This is a genomic window from Streptomyces sp. WZ-12 (genome assembly GCF_028898845.1).
Lineage (GTDB): Bacteria > Actinomycetota > Actinomycetes > Streptomycetales > Streptomycetaceae > Streptomyces.
Genome location: NZ_CP118574.1, coordinates 8,244,168 through 8,265,212 on the forward strand (window position 1 = coordinate 8,244,168; position 21,045 = coordinate 8,265,212).

Annotated in this window: 19 protein-coding genes; 11 read left to right on the top strand and 8 right to left on the bottom strand. The window is 70.6% G+C overall.

Annotated elements, in window-relative coordinates; translation table 11 throughout:
• Nucleotides 1–60: 60 nt before the first annotated feature.
• Nucleotides 61–633, bottom strand: coding sequence for a TetR/AcrR family transcriptional regulator (locus tag PV796_RS36155; protein ID WP_274917974.1), 573 nt, complete (start codon nt 631–633; stop codon nt 61–63).
• A gap of 140 nt (nt 634–773) precedes the next feature.
• Between PV796_RS36155 and PV796_RS36160 the strand changes: the two genes are divergently transcribed.
• Nucleotides 774–1,511 carry an SDR family oxidoreductase gene (locus PV796_RS36160; RefSeq protein ID WP_274917975.1) on the top strand — a complete coding sequence of 246 codons (738 nt, stop codon included), beginning with the start codon at nt 774–776 and terminating at the stop codon, nt 1,509–1,511.
• Between the two features lie 434 nt (nt 1,512–1,945).
• On the opposite strand, the gene PV796_RS36165 is transcribed toward PV796_RS36160, so the two are convergent.
• A complete protein-coding gene (locus tag PV796_RS36165) occupies nt 1,946–2,170 on the bottom strand; it encodes a hypothetical protein (RefSeq protein WP_274917976.1) in 225 nt (74 codons plus the stop codon).
• Nucleotides 2,171–2,635: 465 nt separating this feature from the next.
• A complete protein-coding gene (locus tag PV796_RS42480) occupies nt 2,636–3,427 on the bottom strand; it encodes an ATP-binding cassette domain-containing protein (protein WP_446750650.1) in 792 nt (263 codons plus the stop codon).
• A gap of 711 nt (nt 3,428–4,138) precedes the next feature.
• On the opposite strand from PV796_RS42480, the gene PV796_RS36175 reads away from it, so the two are divergent.
• Nucleotides 4,139–4,618 (top strand): hypothetical protein, encoded by a 480-nt coding sequence (locus PV796_RS36175; RefSeq protein WP_274917977.1) that lies wholly within the window; start codon nt 4,139–4,141, stop codon nt 4,616–4,618.
• A 66-nt stretch (nt 4,619–4,684) separates the two neighbouring features.
• Entirely contained in the window at nt 4,685–5,182 is a 498-nt protein-coding gene (locus PV796_RS36180; protein ID WP_274917978.1) for a DoxX family protein, read from the top strand.
• A gap of 142 nt (nt 5,183–5,324) precedes the next feature.
• Here PV796_RS36180 and PV796_RS36185 read toward each other — a convergent pair whose 3' ends face one another.
• Complete coding sequence (locus tag PV796_RS36185) at nt 5,325–6,527, bottom strand: epoxide hydrolase family protein (RefSeq protein ID WP_274917979.1); 1,203 nt, start codon at nt 6,525–6,527, stop codon at nt 5,325–5,327.
• 148 nt (nt 6,528–6,675) lie between these two features.
• Here PV796_RS36185 and xylA point away from each other — a divergent pair, with 148 nt between their 5' ends.
• Nucleotides 6,676–7,845 carry a xylose isomerase gene (gene xylA, locus PV796_RS36190; RefSeq protein WP_274917980.1) on the top strand — a complete coding sequence of 390 codons (1,170 nt, stop codon included), beginning with the start codon at nt 6,676–6,678 and terminating at the stop codon, nt 7,843–7,845.
• Nucleotides 7,846–8,038: 193 nt separating this feature from the next.
• Here the strand turns inward: xylA and PV796_RS36195 are convergent, their stop codons facing one another.
• On the bottom strand, nt 8,039–10,156 hold the full coding sequence (locus PV796_RS36195) for an alkyl/aryl-sulfatase (protein ID WP_274917981.1): 2,118 nt from the start codon (nt 10,154–10,156) through the stop codon (nt 8,039–8,041).
• A gap of 660 nt (nt 10,157–10,816) precedes the next feature.
• Between PV796_RS36195 and PV796_RS36200 the strand changes: the two genes are divergently transcribed.
• The 5 genes from PV796_RS36200 (at nt 10,817) to PV796_RS36220 (ending at nt 15,694) form a co-directional block, all read left to right on the top strand.
• Nucleotides 10,817–11,764 carry a glycoside hydrolase family 16 protein gene (locus PV796_RS36200; protein ID WP_274917982.1) on the top strand — a complete coding sequence of 316 codons (948 nt, stop codon included), beginning with the start codon at nt 10,817–10,819 and terminating at the stop codon, nt 11,762–11,764.
• Between the two features lie 327 nt (nt 11,765–12,091).
• Nucleotides 12,092–12,808: a hypothetical protein gene (locus PV796_RS36205; RefSeq protein WP_274917983.1), complete on the top strand. Its 717-nt coding sequence runs from the start codon at nt 12,092–12,094 to the stop codon at nt 12,806–12,808.
• A 132-nt stretch (nt 12,809–12,940) separates the two neighbouring features.
• Nucleotides 12,941–14,086: a molybdopterin-dependent oxidoreductase gene (locus PV796_RS36210; protein ID WP_274917984.1), complete on the top strand. Its 1,146-nt coding sequence runs from the start codon at nt 12,941–12,943 to the stop codon at nt 14,084–14,086.
• Between the two features lie 59 nt (nt 14,087–14,145).
• Complete coding sequence (locus PV796_RS36215; protein ID WP_342456941.1) at nt 14,146–14,490, top strand: hypothetical protein; 345 nt, start codon at nt 14,146–14,148, stop codon at nt 14,488–14,490.
• Between the two features lie 115 nt (nt 14,491–14,605).
• Entirely contained in the window at nt 14,606–15,694 is a 1,089-nt protein-coding gene (locus PV796_RS36220) for an NAD-dependent epimerase/dehydratase family protein (RefSeq protein ID WP_274917986.1), read from the top strand.
• Between the two features lie 121 nt (nt 15,695–15,815).
• On the opposite strand, the gene PV796_RS36225 is transcribed toward PV796_RS36220, so the two are convergent.
• The 3 genes from PV796_RS36225 to PV796_RS36235 form a co-directional block, all read right to left on the bottom strand.
• Nucleotides 15,816–16,358: a carbonic anhydrase gene (locus PV796_RS36225; RefSeq protein WP_274917987.1), complete on the bottom strand. Its 543-nt coding sequence runs from the start codon at nt 16,356–16,358 to the stop codon at nt 15,816–15,818.
• Between the two features lie 298 nt (nt 16,359–16,656).
• Nucleotides 16,657–17,769 carry a sensor histidine kinase gene (locus PV796_RS36230; RefSeq protein ID WP_274917988.1) on the bottom strand — a complete coding sequence of 371 codons (1,113 nt, stop codon included), beginning with the start codon at nt 17,767–17,769 and terminating at the stop codon, nt 16,657–16,659.
• Nucleotides 17,759–18,523, bottom strand: coding sequence for a response regulator transcription factor (locus PV796_RS36235; protein ID WP_274917989.1), 765 nt, complete (start codon nt 18,521–18,523; stop codon nt 17,759–17,761). Before PV796_RS36235 ends, PV796_RS36230 begins: the two co-directional genes overlap by 11 nt.
• A 252-nt stretch (nt 18,524–18,775) precedes the next feature.
• Here PV796_RS36235 and PV796_RS36240 point away from each other — a divergent pair, with 252 nt between their 5' ends.
• Together PV796_RS36240 and PV796_RS36245 are read left to right on the top strand one after the other, a co-directional pair.
• Nucleotides 18,776–19,501: a class I SAM-dependent methyltransferase gene (locus tag PV796_RS36240; protein WP_274919361.1), complete on the top strand. Its 726-nt coding sequence runs from the start codon at nt 18,776–18,778 to the stop codon at nt 19,499–19,501.
• Nucleotides 19,498–21,027: a glycosyltransferase family 87 protein gene (locus PV796_RS36245; protein WP_274917990.1), complete on the top strand. Its 1,530-nt coding sequence runs from the start codon at nt 19,498–19,500 to the stop codon at nt 21,025–21,027. Before PV796_RS36240 ends, PV796_RS36245 begins: the two co-directional genes overlap by 4 nt.
• Nucleotides 21,028–21,045 lie beyond the last annotated feature (18 nt).

Below are 21,045 nucleotides of genomic sequence, written 5' to 3' on the forward strand. Positions count from 1 at the left end.
CCTGCGCCGGCACGGGGTGAGGCCTTGCCTCCGGTGGCGCTACAGCCCGGCTGCCGACCGTCATGGACGGGTCGTCAGGCCGTCCAGGGTCAGGTCGAGCAGGCGCTCCGCTTGCTCGCGTTGTTCGGGGCTCGCCGAGGTGAGGGCGATGCCTTCGAGAGCGACGCTGACATCGGTGGCGCTGATGTCGGTGCGGATCGTACCGGCGGCTACGCAAGCCTCCATGAGGGTACTCAGGGCGGCCCGGATCATGTCCCGGCTGTGACCGTACGGGTTGTTCCCCGTCGCGGCGATGGCACGCAGGGCGTCGATCATGCCGTACTTGGTGGTCACGTAGTCCAAGAAGAGGCGGGCCCAGGCGCGCAGGGCGTCAAGGGGCGGCTTCGCTGCCAGCAGCGTGGGGGCCGCGTCGCACAGTTGGGCCACCTCATTGCGGTAGACGGCCTCGACCAGTGATTCACGGGTGGGGAAGTTGCGGTACAGCGTGGCGCTGCCGACCCCCGCCTCCTTGGCGATGCGCTCCAGGTGGGCGCCGAGCCCCTCCGTCGCGAAGGTGCGCGCTGCCACCGCGAGGATCTTCTCCCGGTTGCGCCGCGCGTCAGCTCGCAACGGCCGTTGCGCTCCCTCAGTCATAGCGCTGGTCATCCCTTCCCGGACTCTCCACTCTTGCTAACCGGAGGCGCGCCCGTTTAATCTGACACCAACTGGGGGCGCCCCCAGTTCCACTCTAGGGCACGGCATCGGCCTCCATGCACCTCGCTAAGGACGGAAACATGACAGGCATCAAGGACAAGGTGGTCGCGATCACGGGTGCCAGCAGCGGCATCGGGGAGGCGACGGCGACCTATCTCGCCGAGCGCGGGGCCCGCCTGGTACTCGGAGCCCGGCGGGAGGATCGGTTGAACGCGGTGGTGGATCGGATCACGGCGCAGGGCGGCTCGGCCGTCGGCGTCGTCGTCGATGTCACACGCCGCGAGGACCTCAAGCGCCTGACCGGTGCGGGTGTTGACCGCTTCGGCCGGCTCGATGTTCTGGTCTCCAACGCGGGCACCATGGCGGTCTCGCCGTTCGACGAGTTGCGGCAGGACGACTGGGACGCCATGGTCGCCACCCACATCACGGGCCTGCTGAACGGCATCGGGGCGGCGCTGCCCATCTTCCGGCAGCAGCACTCCGGACAGTTCGTCAATGTCGCCTCCACCGCGGCCTACGTCGTCAAAACCCCCCAGGCGGTCTACGCGGCCACCAAAACGGCGGTGAAGGTGCTCACCGAGGGCCTGCGCCAGGAATCGGGGCCCGACCTGCGCGTCACCCTCGTCTCGCCCGGCTTCACCCACACCGAAGGCATCGGCAAGGGGGCCAGCCCTGAGGTCGCGGCCGCGATGACCCGGCAGCGGGACGAGATCGCCATGCCACCCTCGGCGATCGCCTCCGCCATCGGCTACGCCATCGAACAGCCCGACGGCGTCGATGTCAGCGAGATCGTCGTCCGCCCCACCGCGCAAGCCTGACCGCGGCGAGCCGGCCCACTCGAAGCCGCCTCGCCCGTCGTCAAACCACCGCGTGACGACATACGGCCCGTGCGTCCAATGAACCTGTGTCATCCGGGGGTTGGCGGCGGCTCGCATTCCATCGGATCCGAGGGTGATTGCTGGCCGAATTTGACGACAGATGGGTTCATTCCCGTGTCCGGAAAGGGCCCTCGGTGGCGAATCCGCTCTGCCAGTGGTTCTCGACCGACCTGCAGTCGATCGTCTGCCGGAGTTTGGTCGTCGCCCGCTTCTGGGCGACGGACGCACGGTGCAACGTTGGTGCGACGGACGTGAGTTGATTGATGTCAACGGAATCTAGCCACACGGCGCTTTTCCGGGGGCAGGCCCGAGGCAAGGCTGTAGCCCCTACCGGGCGGGGCTGGTAAGGGCTTGTACGCCATGGCCTGAAGCAATCAGTCCTGCGCGTTGTCGTCGGGGTCAGGGATTTTGTGTGTTGGCGTCACGCGTTGGTGAGCGTCAAGGCCGAGCCATACGGATGCGAGGGCGACTCCGACGCCGACCACGGTTTCGTTGACGGCTAAGTCGGCCAAGGCCGGAACGGCGGTCGCGAGGAGGGACAGCAGGGCGACGATGATGGAGCGAACCATTACCGGGTTGTTGCGGAGAAAATCGCGCATGTCGGCTCCGTGAGTGAGTGTCGACTTCATCAGTATCGACGCCATGAGTCGGGTTAGGAAAGGGCGCGTAGGAGTTCGGCGGGTGCCGTACCGAGCGCAGTGAGCAAAGCCAGGGACGGGGCGTGCAGGGCGTACTTCCAGCGCTCCAGGGCGGGAGGGCGACGGCGTCCTGGCCGAGGCCATCGAATTGCGGGTAGGGAAGCCGGACTTGGGTATGTCCGGCAGCGCCTCGGCGGCGTCCGCCGCGGCTGTCGCCGCGCAGGGGGCCGAGCGTACCCGTGCCGGTTTGGAGGGCCCCCTTAATTGGCGAGCCTGCGGCCGTAGACGGTTGCTCTCCGACGCCATGCACGCATGGCCACTCGTCCGCGACGGCTAAGCGAACGGCGCGTCGCTAAGTAGCTACGGCATATTCCACATTGATCCTGTTATGACTGTGATACGTCGCTATAACACGAAATGCCTCGTTCAACCACTGGAGAAGAAATGCACAAGCTTCAGAAGGCTGCCGTCATGGCCGTCGTCGTCGGCAGCTTCGGCTTCCTCGGTGCGGGCACTGCCTACGCCGACGGTGGAAGGGGCGGCACCGAGCTGGACATCAGGCAGAGCGCCTCGTGCCGGTCGCACGACGCGAACGTCGACGTCCTCGGCGAGGTCGGGCTTCTCAACGGCGTGCTGGGCAACGCTCTCGGTGGCGAGGGCGCACCGGGTGCGCAGAGCAGCCGGGTCGGCTCGACCATGGGCTGCAGCAACACCGTCGGCTCCCTGGGGGAGAAGAGAGGCGGCGAAGACAAGGGCCGAGGCTCTGAAGGCAGAGAGGGCAAGGAAGGCAGAGAAGACGGGGGCGACGGGGTATAACACCGAGGCCCGGCCTCCGGGCCGGGCCTCGTTGGCCTCATCAGAGCCAAGCCACCGGATTCCGCTCAACCCACAGTCGCAAACAACCGGCCGTTGGCCGGGCTTCTTCTCCGGGAAGCCTGGCCGGCGGCCGGAGTTTTGGCCCCGGCCGTCCTTGGTCGGCACGTGCACGTTGTCGGTGTGGGTGTTGATGAGGCCGAGGAGTTCCAGGATGGCGGTGGTGGTGGACGGGTCGAGCGCCGAGGTGACTTCGTCGCAGGGGAGGAGGTCGGGTTCGGTGGCCAGTGCGCGGGCGATGGCGGCGTGTTGGCGCTGTCCGCCGGAGAGTTCGTGGGGGTAGCGGTCCTCGAACTCGGCGGGGAGGCCGACGTCGTTGAGGAGTTCGCGTACTCGGGCGGGCACGGCTGCTGCGCCGCTACGCCATGGTCCTCCACGCAAGGTTCCACACGCCGGAGGCGGTGCCCGCTACCTGATCGCTCGCCTTCCCGTCCCGGCCTGTCTCGCAGGTAGGCTCGATGTCACGGGTGAGGGCTTGCGGAAACGGAAGGCGCAACCAGTGGTGATCGGCAGTCGGGAGCGGCGGCACGTTGTCGTGCTGCTCCTCGGGCTGCTGCTGGCCGTGGCAGGCGGGGCGTTGTGCGGCCAGGGGGCGGGCGCCGCAGCCGCACGGTCGATGGTCTCCGGCGCACCCTCGGTACACGGTGCGCAGGTCGTACCGTCCGCGGTCCACGCCATCGCACCGGCCGACGAGCGAGCCGCCGGTCACGCTGGCGCGCGTCCCTCCGTGCATGTCGAGGCGGGCGGGGCTCCCGGCTGCGGCAAGGGGCATGGGGATCTCCCCGGACCCCTCCCAATCGTCTCCGCCGCCTCGCAGCAGGATCTCGTGCCGAGCGTTCTCCCGGCCTGCCTCACCCCCGAGTCGCAGGCATGGTCCGACGCCGCCCACGCAAGGCCGCCCGTGCGCGGCCCCACACCTCTGCGGCCGCCGACCCCGGCCGAACTCTCCGTCCTGCGCGTGTAGATGCGACGGGCGGTGCGCACGCCTGCGCGCGTGCGTGCCGTTCCAGCGGTCCACGTCGTATCCAGGAGTATCAGGACAGGAGACAGCTCCGCATGCTTCATTCCTCCCGCACGCTCATCGTGCGCGCGCTGCGCGCCGTCGCGGTCTGGCCCCCTTCTCGATGGGGCACCGCGGCAGGAGGGGCCGCACTGACCGCGCTCGTGGTCGGATTGCCCACGGCCGTGATTCCCAACCCGCTGTTCACCCGCACCGTTGCCACCCCGTTCTGGGGCTACCCGTCGCTCGTCCTCACCGCCGCACTCGCCGGACTGTTGCTGGCCACGTACGTGCCCACCGGCGCGGGTGCGAGTGATCAGCGCCCCAGCCGGCTGGGCACGGTGGGTGGCCTGTTGGGCTTCCTCGCGGTCGGCTGTCCGGTCTGCAACAAGCTCGTGTTGCTCGCGCTCGGCACATCGGGCGCGCTGAGCATCTGGCAGCCGTTGCAGCCCCTGTTGGCCGTCGCTTCCCTGACGCTGTTGGCGGTGGCCACGGTGCGGCGACTGGCGGGCGAGATCGCCTGCCCCGCCGCCTGAACGGCCGCTCGCCGACCTTCCCCTCCCCCTTCCTCTCACCCCCCTTTCCTGTTTCGGGAGACCTGCATGTCGTTGAGCAAGAAGTTCTGCCTGCAACCGGCGGAGAACCTGGGCAAGTTTGCCTATCTGCCGCAGTTGGTGCTGCGGGTCAGCGTCGGTTTCATGTTCCTGAGTGGTGCGGTGGGCAAGCTGGCCGATCTCGATGGGTTCGCCGGCGCGCTCCGGGAGGCGGCGATGCCCCTTCCCCTGGCGGGCGTGGTGGCGCCGGTGCTGGCCGCGGTCGAACTGGTGGCAGGCGTCGCGCTCATGCTGGGCATCGGCACCCGCCTGGCCTCGCTGGTGCTGGGCGTCACGATGGTCGGGGCGCTGATCACCACCGTCGCGCCCCCGCTCCTGGACCGCTACCCGAACCCGTGGACGTGGCTGAGCAACCTCTTCTACCAGCCGGAGTGGCTGTTGTTGGGGCTGCTGGCTTGGTTTGTCTGTGTCGGTGGTGGCCGGCTCAGCGTCGACGCGTGGGTGCAACGTCGACGGGCCCCCGAGTCCGATTCCGGCACTGATTGATCCACCCTCGGGCCTCGGGTCTCGGGCCTCGGGAGGAATCCTCCGGGCGTCGGTCATGTGTGGGCGCCCGGAGGGTTCTGGCGGCGGGCCCGAGGCACCAGGCGTCACCCGGGGCGTGGCCGTGCGTGTGGTGCTCGTCGCCTCAGGAGGCCGTTGACTCGCGCAGGCTGCGGAAGAAGGCTCGGATGTCGTCGATGAGCAGGTCCGGTTCTTCCATCGCGGCGAAGTGACCGCCCCGGTCGAACTCCGTCCAGCGGACGATGTTGTTGGTGCGTTCGGCGATGTGGCGCAGGACGATGAAGTTCTCCTGCGGGAAGGAGGCGAACGCGGTGGGGACCGTCGAGGGCTCCGGCGGTTTTCCCTGATAGGCGGCGTGAGCGCGCTCGTAGTAGATGCGTGCGGAGGAGCCGGCGGTACCGGTCAGCCAGTACAGCATCACGTTGGTGAGGAGATGGTCGCGGTCGACGGCGTCCTCCGGCCGGTCGTCGGAGTCGGTCCACTCCTTGAACTTCTCGGCGATCCAGGCGAGTTGGCCGATCGGCGAGTCGGTGAGTGCGTAGGCGAGGGTCTGCGGGCGCGTGGACTGGATGTCCGCGTAGCCCTGCCGGTCGCGGGTCCACGCCTGCATGCGCTCCCAGGAGGCACGGGTGCGCTCTCGTTCCGCGGGGCTGAGGGGGGCGAGTTCGTCCTGCGTCGGTTCGGTCGTCGCTCCGGCGCCGGGGATCAGGTTCAGGTGGACGCCGAGGACCTCGTCGGGGCGGATGCGGCCCAGTTCGCGGGAGATGGCCGATCCCCAGTCGCCGCCCTGGGCCCCGTAACGGTGATAGCCCAGGCGGCGCATCAACTCGGCGAAGGCGGCCGCGACCCGCTGGTACTCCCAGCCCCTTTCGCGGGTGGGGCCGGAGAACCCGAAGCCGGGGATGCTCGGCAGGATCAGGTGGAAGGCGTCCGCGGGGTCGGCGCCGTGCGCCCGGGGGTCGGTCAGTGGGCCGGCGATCCGCTCGAACTCGACGAGGGAGCCGGGCCAGCCGTGCGTGATGATCAGCGGGGTGGCATCCGGTTCGGGGGAGCGGATGTGCGCGAAGTGGATGTCTGCGCCGTCGATCGTGGTGGTGCACTGCGGCCACTGGTTGAGGCGGGCCTCCGCCGCCCGCCAGTCGTACGCGTGCCGCCAGTAGTGCGCGAGTTCCCGCAGGTAGTCACGCGGAACGCCGTAGTCCCAGCCGACGTCGGGCAGTTCGTCCGGCCAGCGGGTGCGGTCGAGGCGGTTCCGCAGGTCGTCCAGATCGCTGTCCGGGACCGCGACTCGGAACGGTCGGATGCTGTCGTCCGGTGGTGTCGTCATGGTGGTGCAGCTTAGGTGGACCTGCCGCTTTCAAGATCGATATTTTGTGGGGACTTCTGCGGCGAAGCCCCCGCAGGCACGATGGGTCGAGTCGGAAAGCTCGGGGGTCCGGCGCTCGCCGGACCCGACGGAGACAAGGCGGCCGGACATGACGGACCGATTCACCCCCACCCCCGACGACAAGTTCAGCTTCGGCCTGTGGACGGTCGGTTGGCGGGGCGGGGACCCGTTCGGGGACGCCACCCGCCCCGCCCTCGACCCGGTCGAGTCCGTCCGACGGCTCGCCGAACTCGGGGCGTACGGCGTCACGTTCCACGACGACGACCTGATCCCCTTCGGCGCGGGTGAGGCGGAGCGCGACGCACACGTCAAGCGGTTCCGGCAGGCGCTGGAGGCCACCGGCCTGACCGTCCCGATGGCCACCACCAACCTCTTCACCCACCCGGTCTTCAAGGACGGTGCGTTCACGGCCAACGACCGCGATGTGCGGCGTTACGCGCTGCGCAAGACGATCCGCAACATCGACCTGGCGGCCGAACTGGGCGCCGGGACCTACGTCGCCTGGGGCGGCCGCGAGGGGGCCGAGTCCGGTGCCGCCAAGGACGTTCGCGCCGCCCTCGACCGGCTCAAGGAGGCGTTCGACCTGCTGGGCCAGTACGTCCTGGAGCAGGGCTACGACCTCCGCTTCGCGATCGAGCCCAAACCCAACGAGCCGCGCGGCGACATCCTGCTGCCCACCGTCGGCCACGCCCTCGCCTTCATCGAGCGGCTGGACCGCCCGGAGCTGTACGGCGTCAACCCGGAGGTCGGGCACGAGCAGATGGCCGGCCTCAACGTCCCGCACGGCGTGGCCCAGGCGCTGTGGGCTGACAAGCTCTTCCACATCGACCTCAACGGCCAGTCCGGCATCAAGTACGACCAGGACCTCCGGTTCGGCGCCGGTGACCTGCGAGCCGCCTTCTGGCTCGTCGACCTCCTGGAGAACGCCGGCTACCAGGGCCCGCGCCACTTCGACTTCAAGCCGCCGCGCACCGAGGACTTCGACGGGGTGTGGGCCTCCGCCGCGGGCTGCATGCGCACCTACCTGATCCTCAAGGAGCGCGCCGCCGCCTTCCGTGCCGACCCGCGCGTCCGGGAGGCACTGCGCGCCGCCCGCCTGCACGACCTCGCGCGGCCGACCGCGGAGGACGGCGTCGCCGCCCTGCTCGCCGACCGCACCGCCTTCGAGGAGTTCGACGTCACCGCCGCCGGCGAACGCGGCATGGCCTTGGAGCAGTTGGACCAGTTGGCCGTGGAACATCTGCTGGGCGCGCGGTGAGGTGAGAACCCCGGTCCGCCGGGTTGGTACGGGGATTGCTCGACAGCGCCGTGTGGTGTCCGGGCGAGAGGAGCGTTGGGCCCCGCTGGGGCGAAAGGCGGCCTGTCGCAGACACGACTCCTGGTAGGGGCAACGGGGCCGGGTGGACGCCGAACTCGTCCGCCCGGCCCCGTGCCTGGCCATGCCGTCGGGGTCAGCCGGTCACCGGCCCGGGCGCCTGGCTGTGGGGACGCGCCGGGCGGGGAGTGACGATGGGAAACACCGGGTCGGGGAAACGCAGGTAGTCCCAGACCGTGTCGGCGGCTGCCTGGTTGTCGGTCTGGATGGTGCCCTTCGTGACCTCGTTGTCGAAGTTCTCCTTGAAGCGGTGCCCGGCCAGTGCGAGGCGTTCCAGGGCCTCGCGGCTCAGGGTGATGGTGGCGTCGGTGGTGCGGGCGAGCGGGTCGCCGCCCTCGACGTACACCAGCACACCGTTGCGCAGGGTGGTGACGCACATCTGGTTGTCGGTGGTGACGATCCAACGCAGGACGATCGGCTCGGTCTGCTCGGCCGCGGCCTGTGGGCCGTCGATGCTCTTCGCCAGGGCGGAGAAGAACTGCTCCAGGGTCATGCTCTTGACGAGATCGGCGGCGCCCTTGCTGAGGGGCGCCTCGGGGAGGTTCTGCAGCTCGTGGGCGCCGGTGAGGTAGAAGTTGCGCCAGGTGCCGTTCTCCGAGCCGTACCCGAGCTGGGTGAAGACCTGGGCCTGGAGGTCCTTGGCCTGTTGGAGGATGTCGGAGGGGACCTCGTAGGCGTCGGTCTGCCCGGCGGGCAGCGGATCGCCGGCCGCGAAGATGATGTGGTTGAGCACCTCGGCCGCCCAGCGGTACTGCGGCGGCTCGGCCTCCGCCGCCTGTTGGGCGACGGTCAGCGCACCCTTCGGGCCGCCCATGGCCTTGACGTACTGCACGCCCGCCTCGACGGGCGGCAGGCTCCACAGGTTGGCCGGGTTGCCGTCGAACCAACCGATGTAACGCTGGTACACCGCCTTGGTGTTGTGGCTCATCGAGCCGTAGTAGCCGCGGTTGTACCAGTGGTCGGCGAGGCTGAGCGGGAGCTGTTGGAGCTGCTCGGCGATCTCGATGCCGGTGTAGCCGGCGTCGATCAGGCGCAGTGTCTGGTCGTTGAGATAGCCGTACATGTCGCGCTGGTTGGCGAGGAAGGTGAGGATGTTCTCCTTGCCCCAGCGCGGCCAGTGGTGGGAGGCGAAGACGACGTCGGTGTGCTCGCCGAAGGTCTGGATCGCCTCGGTGAGGTACTTCGACCAGGCGTGCGGGTCGCGGACCTGGGCGCCGCGCAGACTGAGGATGTTGTGCATGGTGTGCGTGGCGTTCTCGGCCGCCAGTAGGGCCCGGAGTTCGGGGAGGTAGATGTTCATCTCCGCCGGGGCCTCGGTGTTCGGCGTGAGCTGGAAGACCAGTTGGACGCCGTCGATCGTGACCTGGTAGAGCCCGGGGCGCCAGGGGATGACGTTCGAGGCGGGCCAGAGTTCGGCGGACACGGGCTGGTGCTGCGGGCCGCCGATGTAGTCGGTCGGTGTGACGAGGGTGAGTTCGCCGGTGGAGATGGTGAGCCCGAGTCCGGCGCCGACCTGCCCGGTGGGGCTCTTGTCCAGCCGCGGGGCGTACATGTAGTCGGCGCGGCGGCTCATCGCCGGTCCGGCGAAGACGTTCTCGCTGATCGCGTGGTCGAGGAAGTCCTGCGGCGCGAAGACCTTCAGGCCGAGGGGCGGGTTGCCGTTGCGGTCGGCGAACAGGCCGCGGGAGCCGCCGAAGTGGTCCACGTGCGGGTGGGTGTAGAGGAGGCCGGTGATCGGGCGGGAGTCCTCGGTGGCGGAACGGTAGAGCTGGAGGGCTGCCTGGGCGGTTTCGAAGGAGGTGAGCGGATCGACGATCACCAGGCCGGTGTCACCGGTGATGATGGTCATGTTGGACAGGTCGTAGCCGCGCACCTGGTAGACGGCGCGCGGGCCGCGCGCCGCGACGTGGTACAGGCCGGCCTGCGCGGTGAGCGAACCCTGCCGCCACAGGCTGGCGTTGACCGACGACGGGGCCGCGTCGTCTCCCGCCTCCCGGAGGAAGTCGTACTGGACGAAGTCCCACACGGTCTCCTTGCCGTCACGCGACGGGATCGCGGGGACGTCGGGCACGGCGATCAGCCCGCGGCTCGCGTCCTGGAAGTCTTCCGCGGACGGTGGGATGGTCTCGATGGCGCGGCGGTTCGCCTCCGCGACGGACGGGGTCGGCTGAATCGGCTCGGACTCGGCGGTCATCCGGGGTGTCCTCCTGAATTCGGGCACGGCAGGGCCACGTTGGACAGAAGAGATGCATGTGCCGGACAGGCACCCGTGTCACGCTAAGGAGTCGTGCAACTACGGACAAGGATGGGAACAGGCCATTCAAGGTCATTTCAGGCGCCTGCGCTGCAACAACTCGTGGAAGTTCCCGGCAACTTGGCTTGTCGCCGACGTTGGGTAGCCGAGGGCCGCGGGGCGGCCCCACCGGGCGTTGACCGCGACCGCTCGGTGGCCTGTGCCTGGACACCGGCCCGTCGGGCGCTCGTTGATACCCGGCGGCCGCTACCGCTCCAGGAGCCGCATGCCTGCGACGGGCCTGTGGGCATCCCCGACGGGCCAAGCGCTTGGCGGGCCGCCAACCCGGCAGCGCGCCGAGGGAGACCAGTCGGCGGGCGTCAGCGAGCGGGGAAACTCTCCCCCCGCATGGCTACGGCATCGCGGTCAAGCGCAATGACCCTTCCGCCGTCATGCATGCACAACACCCCATCCCTACCCACCACTTGACGTTCCGTCGCCCAATCGGCAGGGTTCACCGGACCCGAGGCGAGAGCGCGACCGCTCTCCTCCCGGACACCGCGACACCAAACACACCGAACTCCTCACCACCCCCCACACCACGCCGAGGAGGAACTGGACATGAGCCCGAAGCAAAGGGCGTTGCTCTGCGCCGCGAGTGCCGCGATCCTCACCACATACGCCCTCGCCCTACCCGCGACCTCCGCGGGAGCGGTGAGCGCTCCCGCCAGCCCTGCCCCCGCCTTCGAGGAAGTCTGGCGCACGAACTTCGACGGCGCCGCCGGCTCGCCCCCGTCCGCCGCCGACTGGATCACCGACACTGGTACCGGCTACCCGGGAGGCGCGCCCAACTGGGGTACCGGTGAACGGGAGACGTACACCAGCCGACCGGAGAACCTGCAGCTCGACGGCGCGGGCCACCTCAAGATCACCGCGCAACGGGACGGCGCCACCTGGACCTCGGGCCGGATCGAGACCCGCCGCACCGACTTCGCGGCCCCGGCCGGGGGCAAGCTCCGGATCGAGGCGAGCATCCGGGTTCCCGACGTCTCCGGCGGCGCCGCGCTCGGCTACTGGCCGGCGTTCTGGACGCTGGGCGCCGACTTCCGCGGCAACTACCAAAACTGGCCGGGCATCGGCGAGTTCGACATCATGGAGAACGTCAACGGCCTCAACAAGGTCTGGGGCACCCTGCACTGCGGTATCAGCCCCGGGGGACCGTGCAACGAGACCCAGGGCAAGGGCAGTTCCCGAGATTGCCCGGGCAGCCCCTGCCAGGCCGGCTTCCACACCTACGCGTTGGAGCTCGACCGCACCAACCCGGCCGCCGAATCGCTGCGCTGGTACGTCGACGGCCAGCAGTTCCACACCGTGAACGCCTCCGAGATGGACGCCGACACCTGGGCCAAGGCCACCCACCACGGCCACTTCCTGCTGCTCAACCTCGCCATGGGCGGGGGCTTCCCGGACGGTGTGGCGGGCTCACCCACCCCCACCGACGCCACCAAGCCCGGCGCTTCGATGCTCGTCGACCACATCGTGGTCTCCGTGCAGAAGCCGTCTTCCTAGGGAATGAGTCACCGACCCCACGGCATCGAGGGGATCGACCTGGACCGCGATGTAGGGAGCGCCGCGTCCTCCGCGACGGTAAGCGGGGAGAAGCGCGTCCCTTCTCGCATTCCGAGTCCCAGCGGCTGAGCCGTCTCCTGATCGAGGGAAGGGACGATCAGGAGACGGGCTCGCTGGCGACGCTGTGACGGAACACTGCTGGTCAGGCGCACGACCATCCCTGGGTGACCGGTGCCGTGTGGTCAGACCGGGTCACTGGGGTGACGATGGAGGGGACTGCCCGTCGTGCGTGCCCCATGCCCGGGCGGGGGCCCGCACGGTTGCCTGATGAGTGGGGGCGCCATGACGTTCGTCGATGCCGCCGTACGGCTCCCCGATGAGGGTGGGAGCTGGCGCACGCTCCTCTTCCGCAGGAGCAGATGTCTGGAGCTGAACTGGGACGCGGGGATCCGCTATCTCGGAGAGATCACCGAGTACCGGAAGCAGTGGCGTTCGCTGAGGCGGAGCTCCTTCGCCCGGGATGTCGGCGCGGCCGTGCAGTTGGCGGACGAGGGCGGTAGCTGGCGCACGTTGTTGTTCCAGGGCGACCAGTGCCTGGTGCTGAACTGGGACGGGGGCGTTCGGTTCCACGGGAAGATCATCGAACTCGGGGTGCAGTGGCGGGAGTTGCAGGGCACGCCGTTTGCCCAAGACCTCGATGCGGCGGTGGAGTTGCCGGATGAGGGGGGTAGTTGGAGCACGATGTTGTTCCAAGGCAACCGCTGTCTGGTCCTGAACTGGGACACCGGCATCCGGTATCACGGGAGGATCACCGACTTCGGCGGTCAGTGGAAGAACCTGCCGCCCAGTTTCTTCGGGAACTACGACGAGGCCCTCCAGATCCCTGACGAGGGGGGTAGCAGGCGCACCCTGCTGTTCAAGGGCGACGAGTGCTTGGTGCTGAACTGGGATGCGGGCATTGGCTATCAGGGCCCGGTCAGCGAGTTCGGGGAGGCGTGGCGGGAGGCTCACCGGGCGCTGTCCAGGACCCCGATCTTCGGGTAGAGCGGGTTCGGACAGGTCCGGCCGGGCCGAGGGGGTACGGCCGGGCCCTTGACCGGCCGGTGCGGAGCCAGTCGCAAATGTCCCCGCTCCGTAAGGATTCTTCTGTTCCGGTGCGGCCCGGCGGCGGGTGGGATGGAGGGCATGAAACTGAGAGTCTCTCCGCCGGAGTTCAGGGGCAGGCTGCATGATCCCCGCACGGCGACCCTGATCGGGCGGTGGCTGGGGCTGGCCATGCTGGTGTGTTTCGGCACCGGCTTGGTCAGCCATGTGATGCAACATCCGCCGGGGTGGTTGGCCAACAGTCTGCCGAGTCGTCCGTCGTGGGGTTACCGGTTCAGCCAGGGGCTGCACGTCGCTTCCGGGATTGCGGCGATTCCGTTGCTGCTGGCGAAGTTGTGGGCGGTGTATCCGAGGTTGTTCGTCTGGCCGCCGTTGCGGTCGGTCCGGCACGGGCTGGAGCGGCTGTCGGTGGCGGTGCTCGTGGCCGGGGCGGTCTTCGAGCTGGCGACCGGGCTGTTGAACATCGTCCAGTGGTACCCGTGGCCGTTCTCGTTCGTGCCGGTGCACTTCGCGGTCGCGTGGCTGGTGGTCGGGGCGCTCGTGCTGCATCTCGCCGTCAAGGCGCCCGAGATCAGGGCGCATTGGAGTCGGCGGTCGCCGGGGACGCTCGCGCTGCCCGTGGAGGACGGGCCCGACCGGCGTTCGCTGCTCGCCGGCGTGGCCGCGGCCGTGGGGGCGGTCACGCTCACCACGATCGGTCAGTCCGTCACCCCGCTGAAGGGCCTCATCCTGTTCGCGCCGCGCGATCCGGACCACGGTCCCCAGGGCCTGCCCGTCAATCGGACCGCCGCGGCGGCCGGCGTGGGTCGGGTCGTTGACGAGGCGTACCGCCTGGTCGTGGCCGGACCCCGGCCGTACGCCCTGACGCTGGACGAGCTGCGCGCCCTGCCCCAGCACGAGGTGGAGTTGCCGATCGCCTGTGTGGAGGGTTGGAGCAAGTCGGCGCGCTGGACGGGGGTGCGCGTCAGGGACCTGCTGGAGCGGGTGGGGGCACCGCCGGACGCCCGTGTGCGGGTGGTCTCACTACAACTGCGCGGCGGCTACCGGGTGTCGGAGATGGGACACCAACACGCCCGCGACCCGCTGACGCTGCTCGCGCTCCGCCTGAACGGCGCGGAACTCGACCCCGACCACGGCTACCCCGCGCGGCTCATCGCCCCCAATCGGCCCGGAGTGTTGCAGACCAAGTGGGTGGGGCGACTGGAGGTGCTGTCGTGAGGGCGGCGCGGCTTGTCGTGGGAGTGGTGGGCGCGGCGTTGTCGGGAGTCGGGCTGTGGTTGCTGCTCGACGACGTGCGTGAACTGACCGGTGTGGTGGTCTGGTTGGGCGGGGCGATCGTGCTGCATGACGCGGTCATCGCACCGTTGGTGTTGGTGGTTGGGTTGGTGTTGGCCCGTAGCGGAGCACGCGGTCCAGCGCGTGGGGCGCTGATCGTTGCGGGGGCGTTGACCGTGGTGGCGTTGCCGGTGCTCCTGCGTCCGGGGGCACCGGCCAATCCCTCGGTGCTGCCGCTGGACTATCCGCGTAACTGGGTGATTGCGGTCGGGGGAGTGGTTGCGGTGTCGGCGCTCTTGGCGGTCGCGCGGTGGATCGTCCGCAGAAGGCGGCGGTCGTGGTCGTGAGGGTTCCGGGGTGACGTGCACGGGTGGCCGCGGAGGCGCCAGAAAGGCTTACGAACCCCTGACGTCTGCGCGTCCAGCGGTCCATGGGCGGTCCCCTGGCCCTACGGTCGGTGGCATGTTGATCCTGGTCACCGGAGGTGCGGGCTTCATCGGCTCGCAGATCGTCACCGCCCTCACCGGCGCCGGGCACGCGGTGCGTGTCCTGGACGCCCTGTTGCCCGCCGCGCATCAGACGGCCCCGCCGATCCCGGAGGGGGTGGACTGGCGGCACGCGGACGTGCGCGATGCGGATGCCGTGGGCGACGCGCTGCGCCGAGTGGACGCGGTCTGCCACCAGGCCGCGATGGTGGGGCTCGGCAAGGACTTCGCCGATGCCCCGGAGTACGTGGGGTGCAACGACCTCGGCACGGCGGTGCTGTTGGCGGAGATGGCCGCTGCCGGGGTGCGGCGCCTGGTGCTGGCCGGCTCGATGGTGGTGTACGGCGAGGGGCGCTACGAGTGTTCCCGGCACGGCGTCGTACGGCCGGGGCCGCGCGAGGTGGCGTGCCTGGAGGCGGGGCGCTTCGAGCCGCCCTGCCCGCGGTGCGGTGAGCCGCTGGCGCCGGGATTGGTGGGGGAGGACGCGCCGGCCGATCCGCGCAACGTGTACGCGGCCACGAAGTTGGCCCAGGAACACCTGGCCGCTGCCTGGGCGCGGGCGACGGGGGGAAGGGCCGTGGCGCTGCGGTACCACAACGTCTACGGGCCGGGCATGCCGCGCGACACCCCGTACGCGGGCGTGGCGTCCCTGTTCCGGTCCGCGCTCGCGCGGGGCGAGGCGCCGCGGGTGTTCGAGGACGGTGGCCAGCGGCGGGACTTCGTGCACGTACGGGACGTGGCGGACGCCAACCGTGCCGCGCTCGACGGCCTGGCGGACGGCCTGGCGGAGGGCGGTGTGCGGGCCTACAACGTCGGCAGTGGGGAGCCGCACACGGTGGGGGAGATGGCCGCGGCCCTGGCTGCGTCGTACGGCGGGCCGGCGCCGGTGGTCACCGGGGAGTTCCGGCTCGGCGACGTCCGCCACATCACCGCCTCGTCGCGCAGGTTGCGCGACGAGTTGGGGTGGCGGGCCCGGGTCGGGTTCGCGGAGGGGATGGCCGAGTTCGCGGCGGCGCCGTTGCGGTCCGGCGGAGTCCGGTCGGATTCGGTGGCGTACGCGCGGTAGCGAAATCCCGCTCCCGCTCGCTGAGTTGGGCCGGGATGCGGGTCGGGCATTGTGCTGTCGGATGCGGTTGGCTCCGTTGCGCCGGTGGAGACGGGGTCTGCCGCGGCCGGCCGTGCCCTGTTCAGTTGGGCTGCACGACGGTGGTGATCTTCCCGCTCCCGAGGTCGTAGGCGTAGCCGCCGATCTTGATTTCGTCGATGCCCGGTGTGAGTTCGGGCGCCGAGCGCAGTCTGGCGACGTCCTTCCGGACTGTTTCGGACGGCTCCAGGACTGCCATCTCCAGGGCGGTCTGTTCGTCCCAGCCGCCACGGGCGGCGTAGCCGGCGCGCAACTCATCGTCGGCGAAGAGCCCGGAGCCGCAGTCGGTGTGGTGGATGACGGCGATCTCGAACCAGTCCGCGTCGGGGGTCTTGTTCTGGTGCAGGTGCACGATCCAGGCGAGGTCCTTGATGATCGCCGGTGTCACGCGGCCGCCGACGTTACGTGCCACGATCGCCTCGCCGAGACGGGCGCCGAGCACGGCCGCGGGCTCCACGCGCGGATCGATGCAGATGATCAAGTAGAGCTGCTTGAAGGGGATGAACGGGACCTGCGGGACGTCGGCCTGGGCACCGGAGGCCGAGAATGCCCGGTTGCGCTCCAGGTACGGGGTGAAGTTCGACATGGTTGGTCCCTTCAGGAGGCGGTGGCAGCCCCGGGCCGTGAGTCGGCATCGGGTGCGTGGCGGCAATGTCCGTGCTGCGCGAGCCGGCCCGTTCGGCCATGAACCGCAGGCGGGCGGAAACAAGCCCGCCTAGTAGCCACCGTCGCCCACGAGAGGAGTGCCCGCCAGGCGGCTCGCCCGGTAGGGGCGAGCCGCGCGTCGCCGGCTGGAAGGCCGCGGCAGGCGAGCGCTTCGGCCCTCAGCTCGCCTGATTCGGACGACGCGCACCGAAGCGGCGACGAACCTCTGACCGAGCGGGTCAGGGCGCCACCGGCAGATGGACCTCGAAGCGGCAGCCGCCCGGCACGTTGCACACCGCCGCGCGGCCCTGATGGGCCTCTACGATGCCGCGGACGATGGCCAGGCCGAGTCCCGCGCCGGCGGGCGGGGTGCGGGCGTCGGTGCCGCGCCAGCCGGTGTCGAAGACCCGCGGAAGGTCCTCCGGCGGGATGCCGCCGCAGCCGTCGGTCACCGCCAGCACGACCCGGTCGGCCTCCCGGCGCGCGGACACCGCGACGGTGCCGTCCGCGGGGGTCCGGCGGATGGCGTTGACGAGGAGGTTGGCCAGGACGCGGGACATCTCGCGGCCGTCGACCTCGACCGGCACCTTCTCCACCGCGTCGCCCACCAGTCGCACTCCGTGTTCGCGGGCGAGGGCGTCGGCGCCCGCGAGCGCGTCGCCGACGAGGTCGTAGGCCGACAGCCGGGTCGGGGTCAGGGCGAGGACACCGGCCTGGATGCGGGAGAGTTCGAAGAGGTCGCTGACCATGTCGCTCATCCGCTCGACCTCGGTGCGGATGCGGGTGTGGTAGACGCGGGGGTCGTCGACCACGCCGTCCTCCAGGGCCTCGGTCATCGCCCGGAGGCCGGCCAGCGGGGTGCGCAGGTCGTGGGAGATCCAGGCGACCAGTTCGCGGCGGGACGATTCCAGGGCCTTCTCGCGTTCGCGGGAGGCGGCCAGCCTGGCGCTGGTGGCGGCCAACTGGCGGCTCAGTTCGGCGAGTTCGGCTGTGGGGGCGGTGGCGGGTGGGGTGAAGCGGCCGTCGTCGCCGAGGGCGCGGGTGGCTTCGGCCAGCGCGCGACTGCCCCGGACGACGCTCCGGCCCAGCAGCAGCGACACGGCCAGGGACGCGACCGCGGCCATGGCACACACCATCGTGACGACCCACAGGTCGTGCTCCGAGAGGAGCATCGCCCAGGAGACCAGGATCGTGCCGGCGAGCATCGCGGCGACCGTGACGGCGGCGACGACGGCCAGTGAGAGCGCGACGGAGCGGTTGCGCAGCAGGCGCAGGGCCGCGGTGCCGGCCAGTCCGGCGACTGCGGCGCCGATCGCCGCGTACAGGGCGATGAGCAGGGTGTCACCGATCATGGTTGGCTCCCTTGCCGTTCGTCGCCTCGTCGCGCGTCCCGTTGGCGTCCGTCCCGTCGGGCTCGGGAGGATCGAAGCGGTAGCCGACGCCCCACACGGTGCTGATCAGGTGGGGACGGGCCGGGTCGGCCTCGATCTTCTCGCGCAGTCGCCGCACATGGACGGTGACGGTCGACAGGTCGCCGAACTCCCACCCCCACACCTCGCGCATCAAGTCCTCCCGGCTCGTCGCCCGCCCGGGGTTGCGCAGGAAGAAGGTCAGTAGGTCGAACTCCCGGATGGTGAGGGCGAGTTCGGAGCCGTTGCGGGTGGCGCGCCGGGCGGTGGGGTGCACGGCGAGGGGGCCGCTGTGCAGCCAGCCCGCCGTGCCCCCGCTCCTGGTAGGCGACGATGCGCCGGCCCGGCGGAGTACGGACTCCACACGCAGTACCAGTTCGCGGGGGCTGAACGGCTTGGTGACGTAGTCGTCCGCGCCCACTTCCAGGCCGAGGATGCGGTCCTCCTCGTCGCCGCGCGCGGTCAGCATGATCACGGGAACCGGCCCGTCCAGGCGTATGCGGCGGCACACCTCCAGGCCGTCCATGCCGGGCAGCATCAGGTCCAGTACCACCAGGTCGGGCGGCCGGGCCGAGGCTTGGGCGACGGCGGTGCGGCCGTCGGCGGCCACGTCGACGGCGAAGCCCGCCCGGTCCAGATACCCGGCGACGACCTCGGAGACGGTGGGGTCGTCGTCCACGACGAGTACGCGTTTCATCCTTCGGAGTCTCGCACTATGCGCGGCGCGGGCGGGCGGCAGAGGTCGTGACGGGGGCCGATGTCATCGATCCGTAAGGAGTGGCGACGTCAGCGTTCCGTAAGGACGCCGAGTCCCTTTTGCCTGTTTTGCGTTCGTAGGGTGAGTGGGGTGATCGAGACCTCCCCTTCCCCCTTGGGTGTTGCGCTGCCCTGTCTGAACGGGCCCGAAGCCCTCCCCGCGCCGGCCCGGACCGGACGTGCGACCCCCGGCCTGCCCTGGACGAACGACCCGTACGCCCACGCCCTGCGCACCGGCCGCGGCCCGCTGTACCTGCGCCGCCTGGCACCCCGCGCCCTCCGGGCGGGGGAGTTGCTCCCGTTGGACGTGGAGCGGTGGTGCGCCGCCCCCGACGCCGCCGACACCGGCGTGCTGCTCCGCTGCACCGGCCCCGTCCTGGACGTCGGCTGCGGACCGGGGCGCCTCGTGGCCGCGCTGGCCGTCCGCGGCGTACCGGTGTTGGGCGTGGACGTCAGCCCGGACGCCGTCGCCCGCACCCGCCGCCTCGGCGGCGCCGCCCTGCGCCGCTCGGTCTTCAACCGCCTGCCGAGCGAGGGCCGTTGGGGCACCGCGCTCCTGATGGACGGCAACGTGGGCATCGGCGGCGACCCGGTCGCCCTGCTCTCCCGACTGCGGGAGCTGGCCCGGCCCGGCGGTCGCCTACTGGTCGAGGCGGCCGCCGACGACGTGGACGAGCGCCTCACCGTCCGCGTCGAGGACGCCCATGGCCACCACGGTCGACCCTTCCCCTGGGCCCGACTCGGCCCAACTGCCCTACTACACACGGCCGTTGCGACCGGCTGGACCCTCACCGACCGCTGGACGACCGACAACCGCCACTTCCTCCAACTGCACCGCCCGAGCGCGGGACCCGACGACCCCCGCCTCGCCCCCCAGTCGTGCCCCACGACGATCCCCCGAAGGGCCACCCGCCCATGACCGACCACCCGACAACGACCTCGACCCGCCAGGCGCACCCCGGAGCGGGCCCACCCCACCCCACCCCCTCGACCGGCCGCCGAAAGAACGCGGTCGCCCTCACGGCCACAGCGCTCCTCCTGGCCGGCCTCACCGCGACGATCGTCAACACCCTCCACGCGGGCGACAACGTGAGCAACCCCGGCCGCCTGCTGGCCGGTTACGCGGTCGCCTGGACGCTGTTCGCCGCCGCCGCGTGGACCGTGCGCAAGGTCCCGACCCGCGCCGCGACCGTTCTCGTCGTGCTCGGCGCGGCAGCCATCGCGCTGGCCGGCCTCGCGGCGCCCCCGCGCACCAGTAACGACATGTACCGCTACGCCTGGGACGGCCGCGTCCAGGCCGCCGGCATCTCCCCCTACGCCTACCCGCCCGCCGCACCCGAGCTGGCCCCACTGCGCGACAGTTGGCTCTTCCCGCCATCGACCGCGACAACCGCCTCGCCCACCTCGCCCGCCCCAACTACCTGCACTGGCTGGGGACTTACCCACACCAAAACCGGGCTCTGCGTCCGCATCAACCGTCCCACCGTCCCCACCATCTACCCGCCCGTCGCCGAGGGCTGGTACCTGGCCGTCCACGAGCTCTCCCCAACGAACAGCCGCCACAAGCCATTTCAAGTCGGCGGCGCGGTCCTGGCCTTCGCCACCACCCTCGCCCTGCTCGCCGTCCTCCGCCGCCGCGGCGACCCGCGGACGGCCGCGCCCCGCGCCGCGCTGTGGGCCTGGTGCCCGGCCGTGGCCCTCGAAGCCGTCAACAACGCCCACATCGACACGCTCGGCGTCCTGTTGACCGTGCTCGCGCTCGGCACCGCCACCGCCGGCGTCCGTCGCGGCGCCCTGCTCGGCGCGGCGATCGCCGTCAAGATCCTGCCGGTTCTCGCCCTGCCCGGCGCCTTGTCAGGGCAGCGCGGCCCGGCCCGCGTCCTGCGCGTCACGGCATCCGCCGTCGCGGCCGTCGCCCTCGCCTACCTGCCGTACGTACTCGCCTCCGGCACCGGCGTCCTGGGCTACCTGCCCGGCTACCTCCACGAAGAGGGCTACGACCCCAGCGATGTCCGCCGCTTCGCCCTCCTGCGACTCCTGCTCCCCGACGCTGCCGCCGGCGCAACCGCAGCCGCAGTGCTGGGACTCATCGCCCTGTACGTGTGGTGGCGCGGCGACCCCCAACGCCCCTGGCGCGGCGCCCTGTTGCTCACCGGTACCACCCTCCTCCTCTTCTCGCCCAACTACCCCTGGTACTCCCTCCTCGTCATCGCCCTCGTGGCCCTGGACGGCCGCTGGGAATGGCTCACCCTCACCCTCGCCGGCACCACCCTCTACCTGGCCGGCCGGCTCCTGCCTGGCTTCCCCCTCCAGGCGTGCGCGTACGGCGCGGCGGCCTTGGCGGTCATCGTCGGCGCCTACCTCCGCTGCTCCCCGACACGTCGAGCCGCCCGACGCCCAGGAGCGGGGCAACCGATCTCGGCAGCGGTGAACCCGCCTGAGTGAAAAGGCACTTGGCGATGG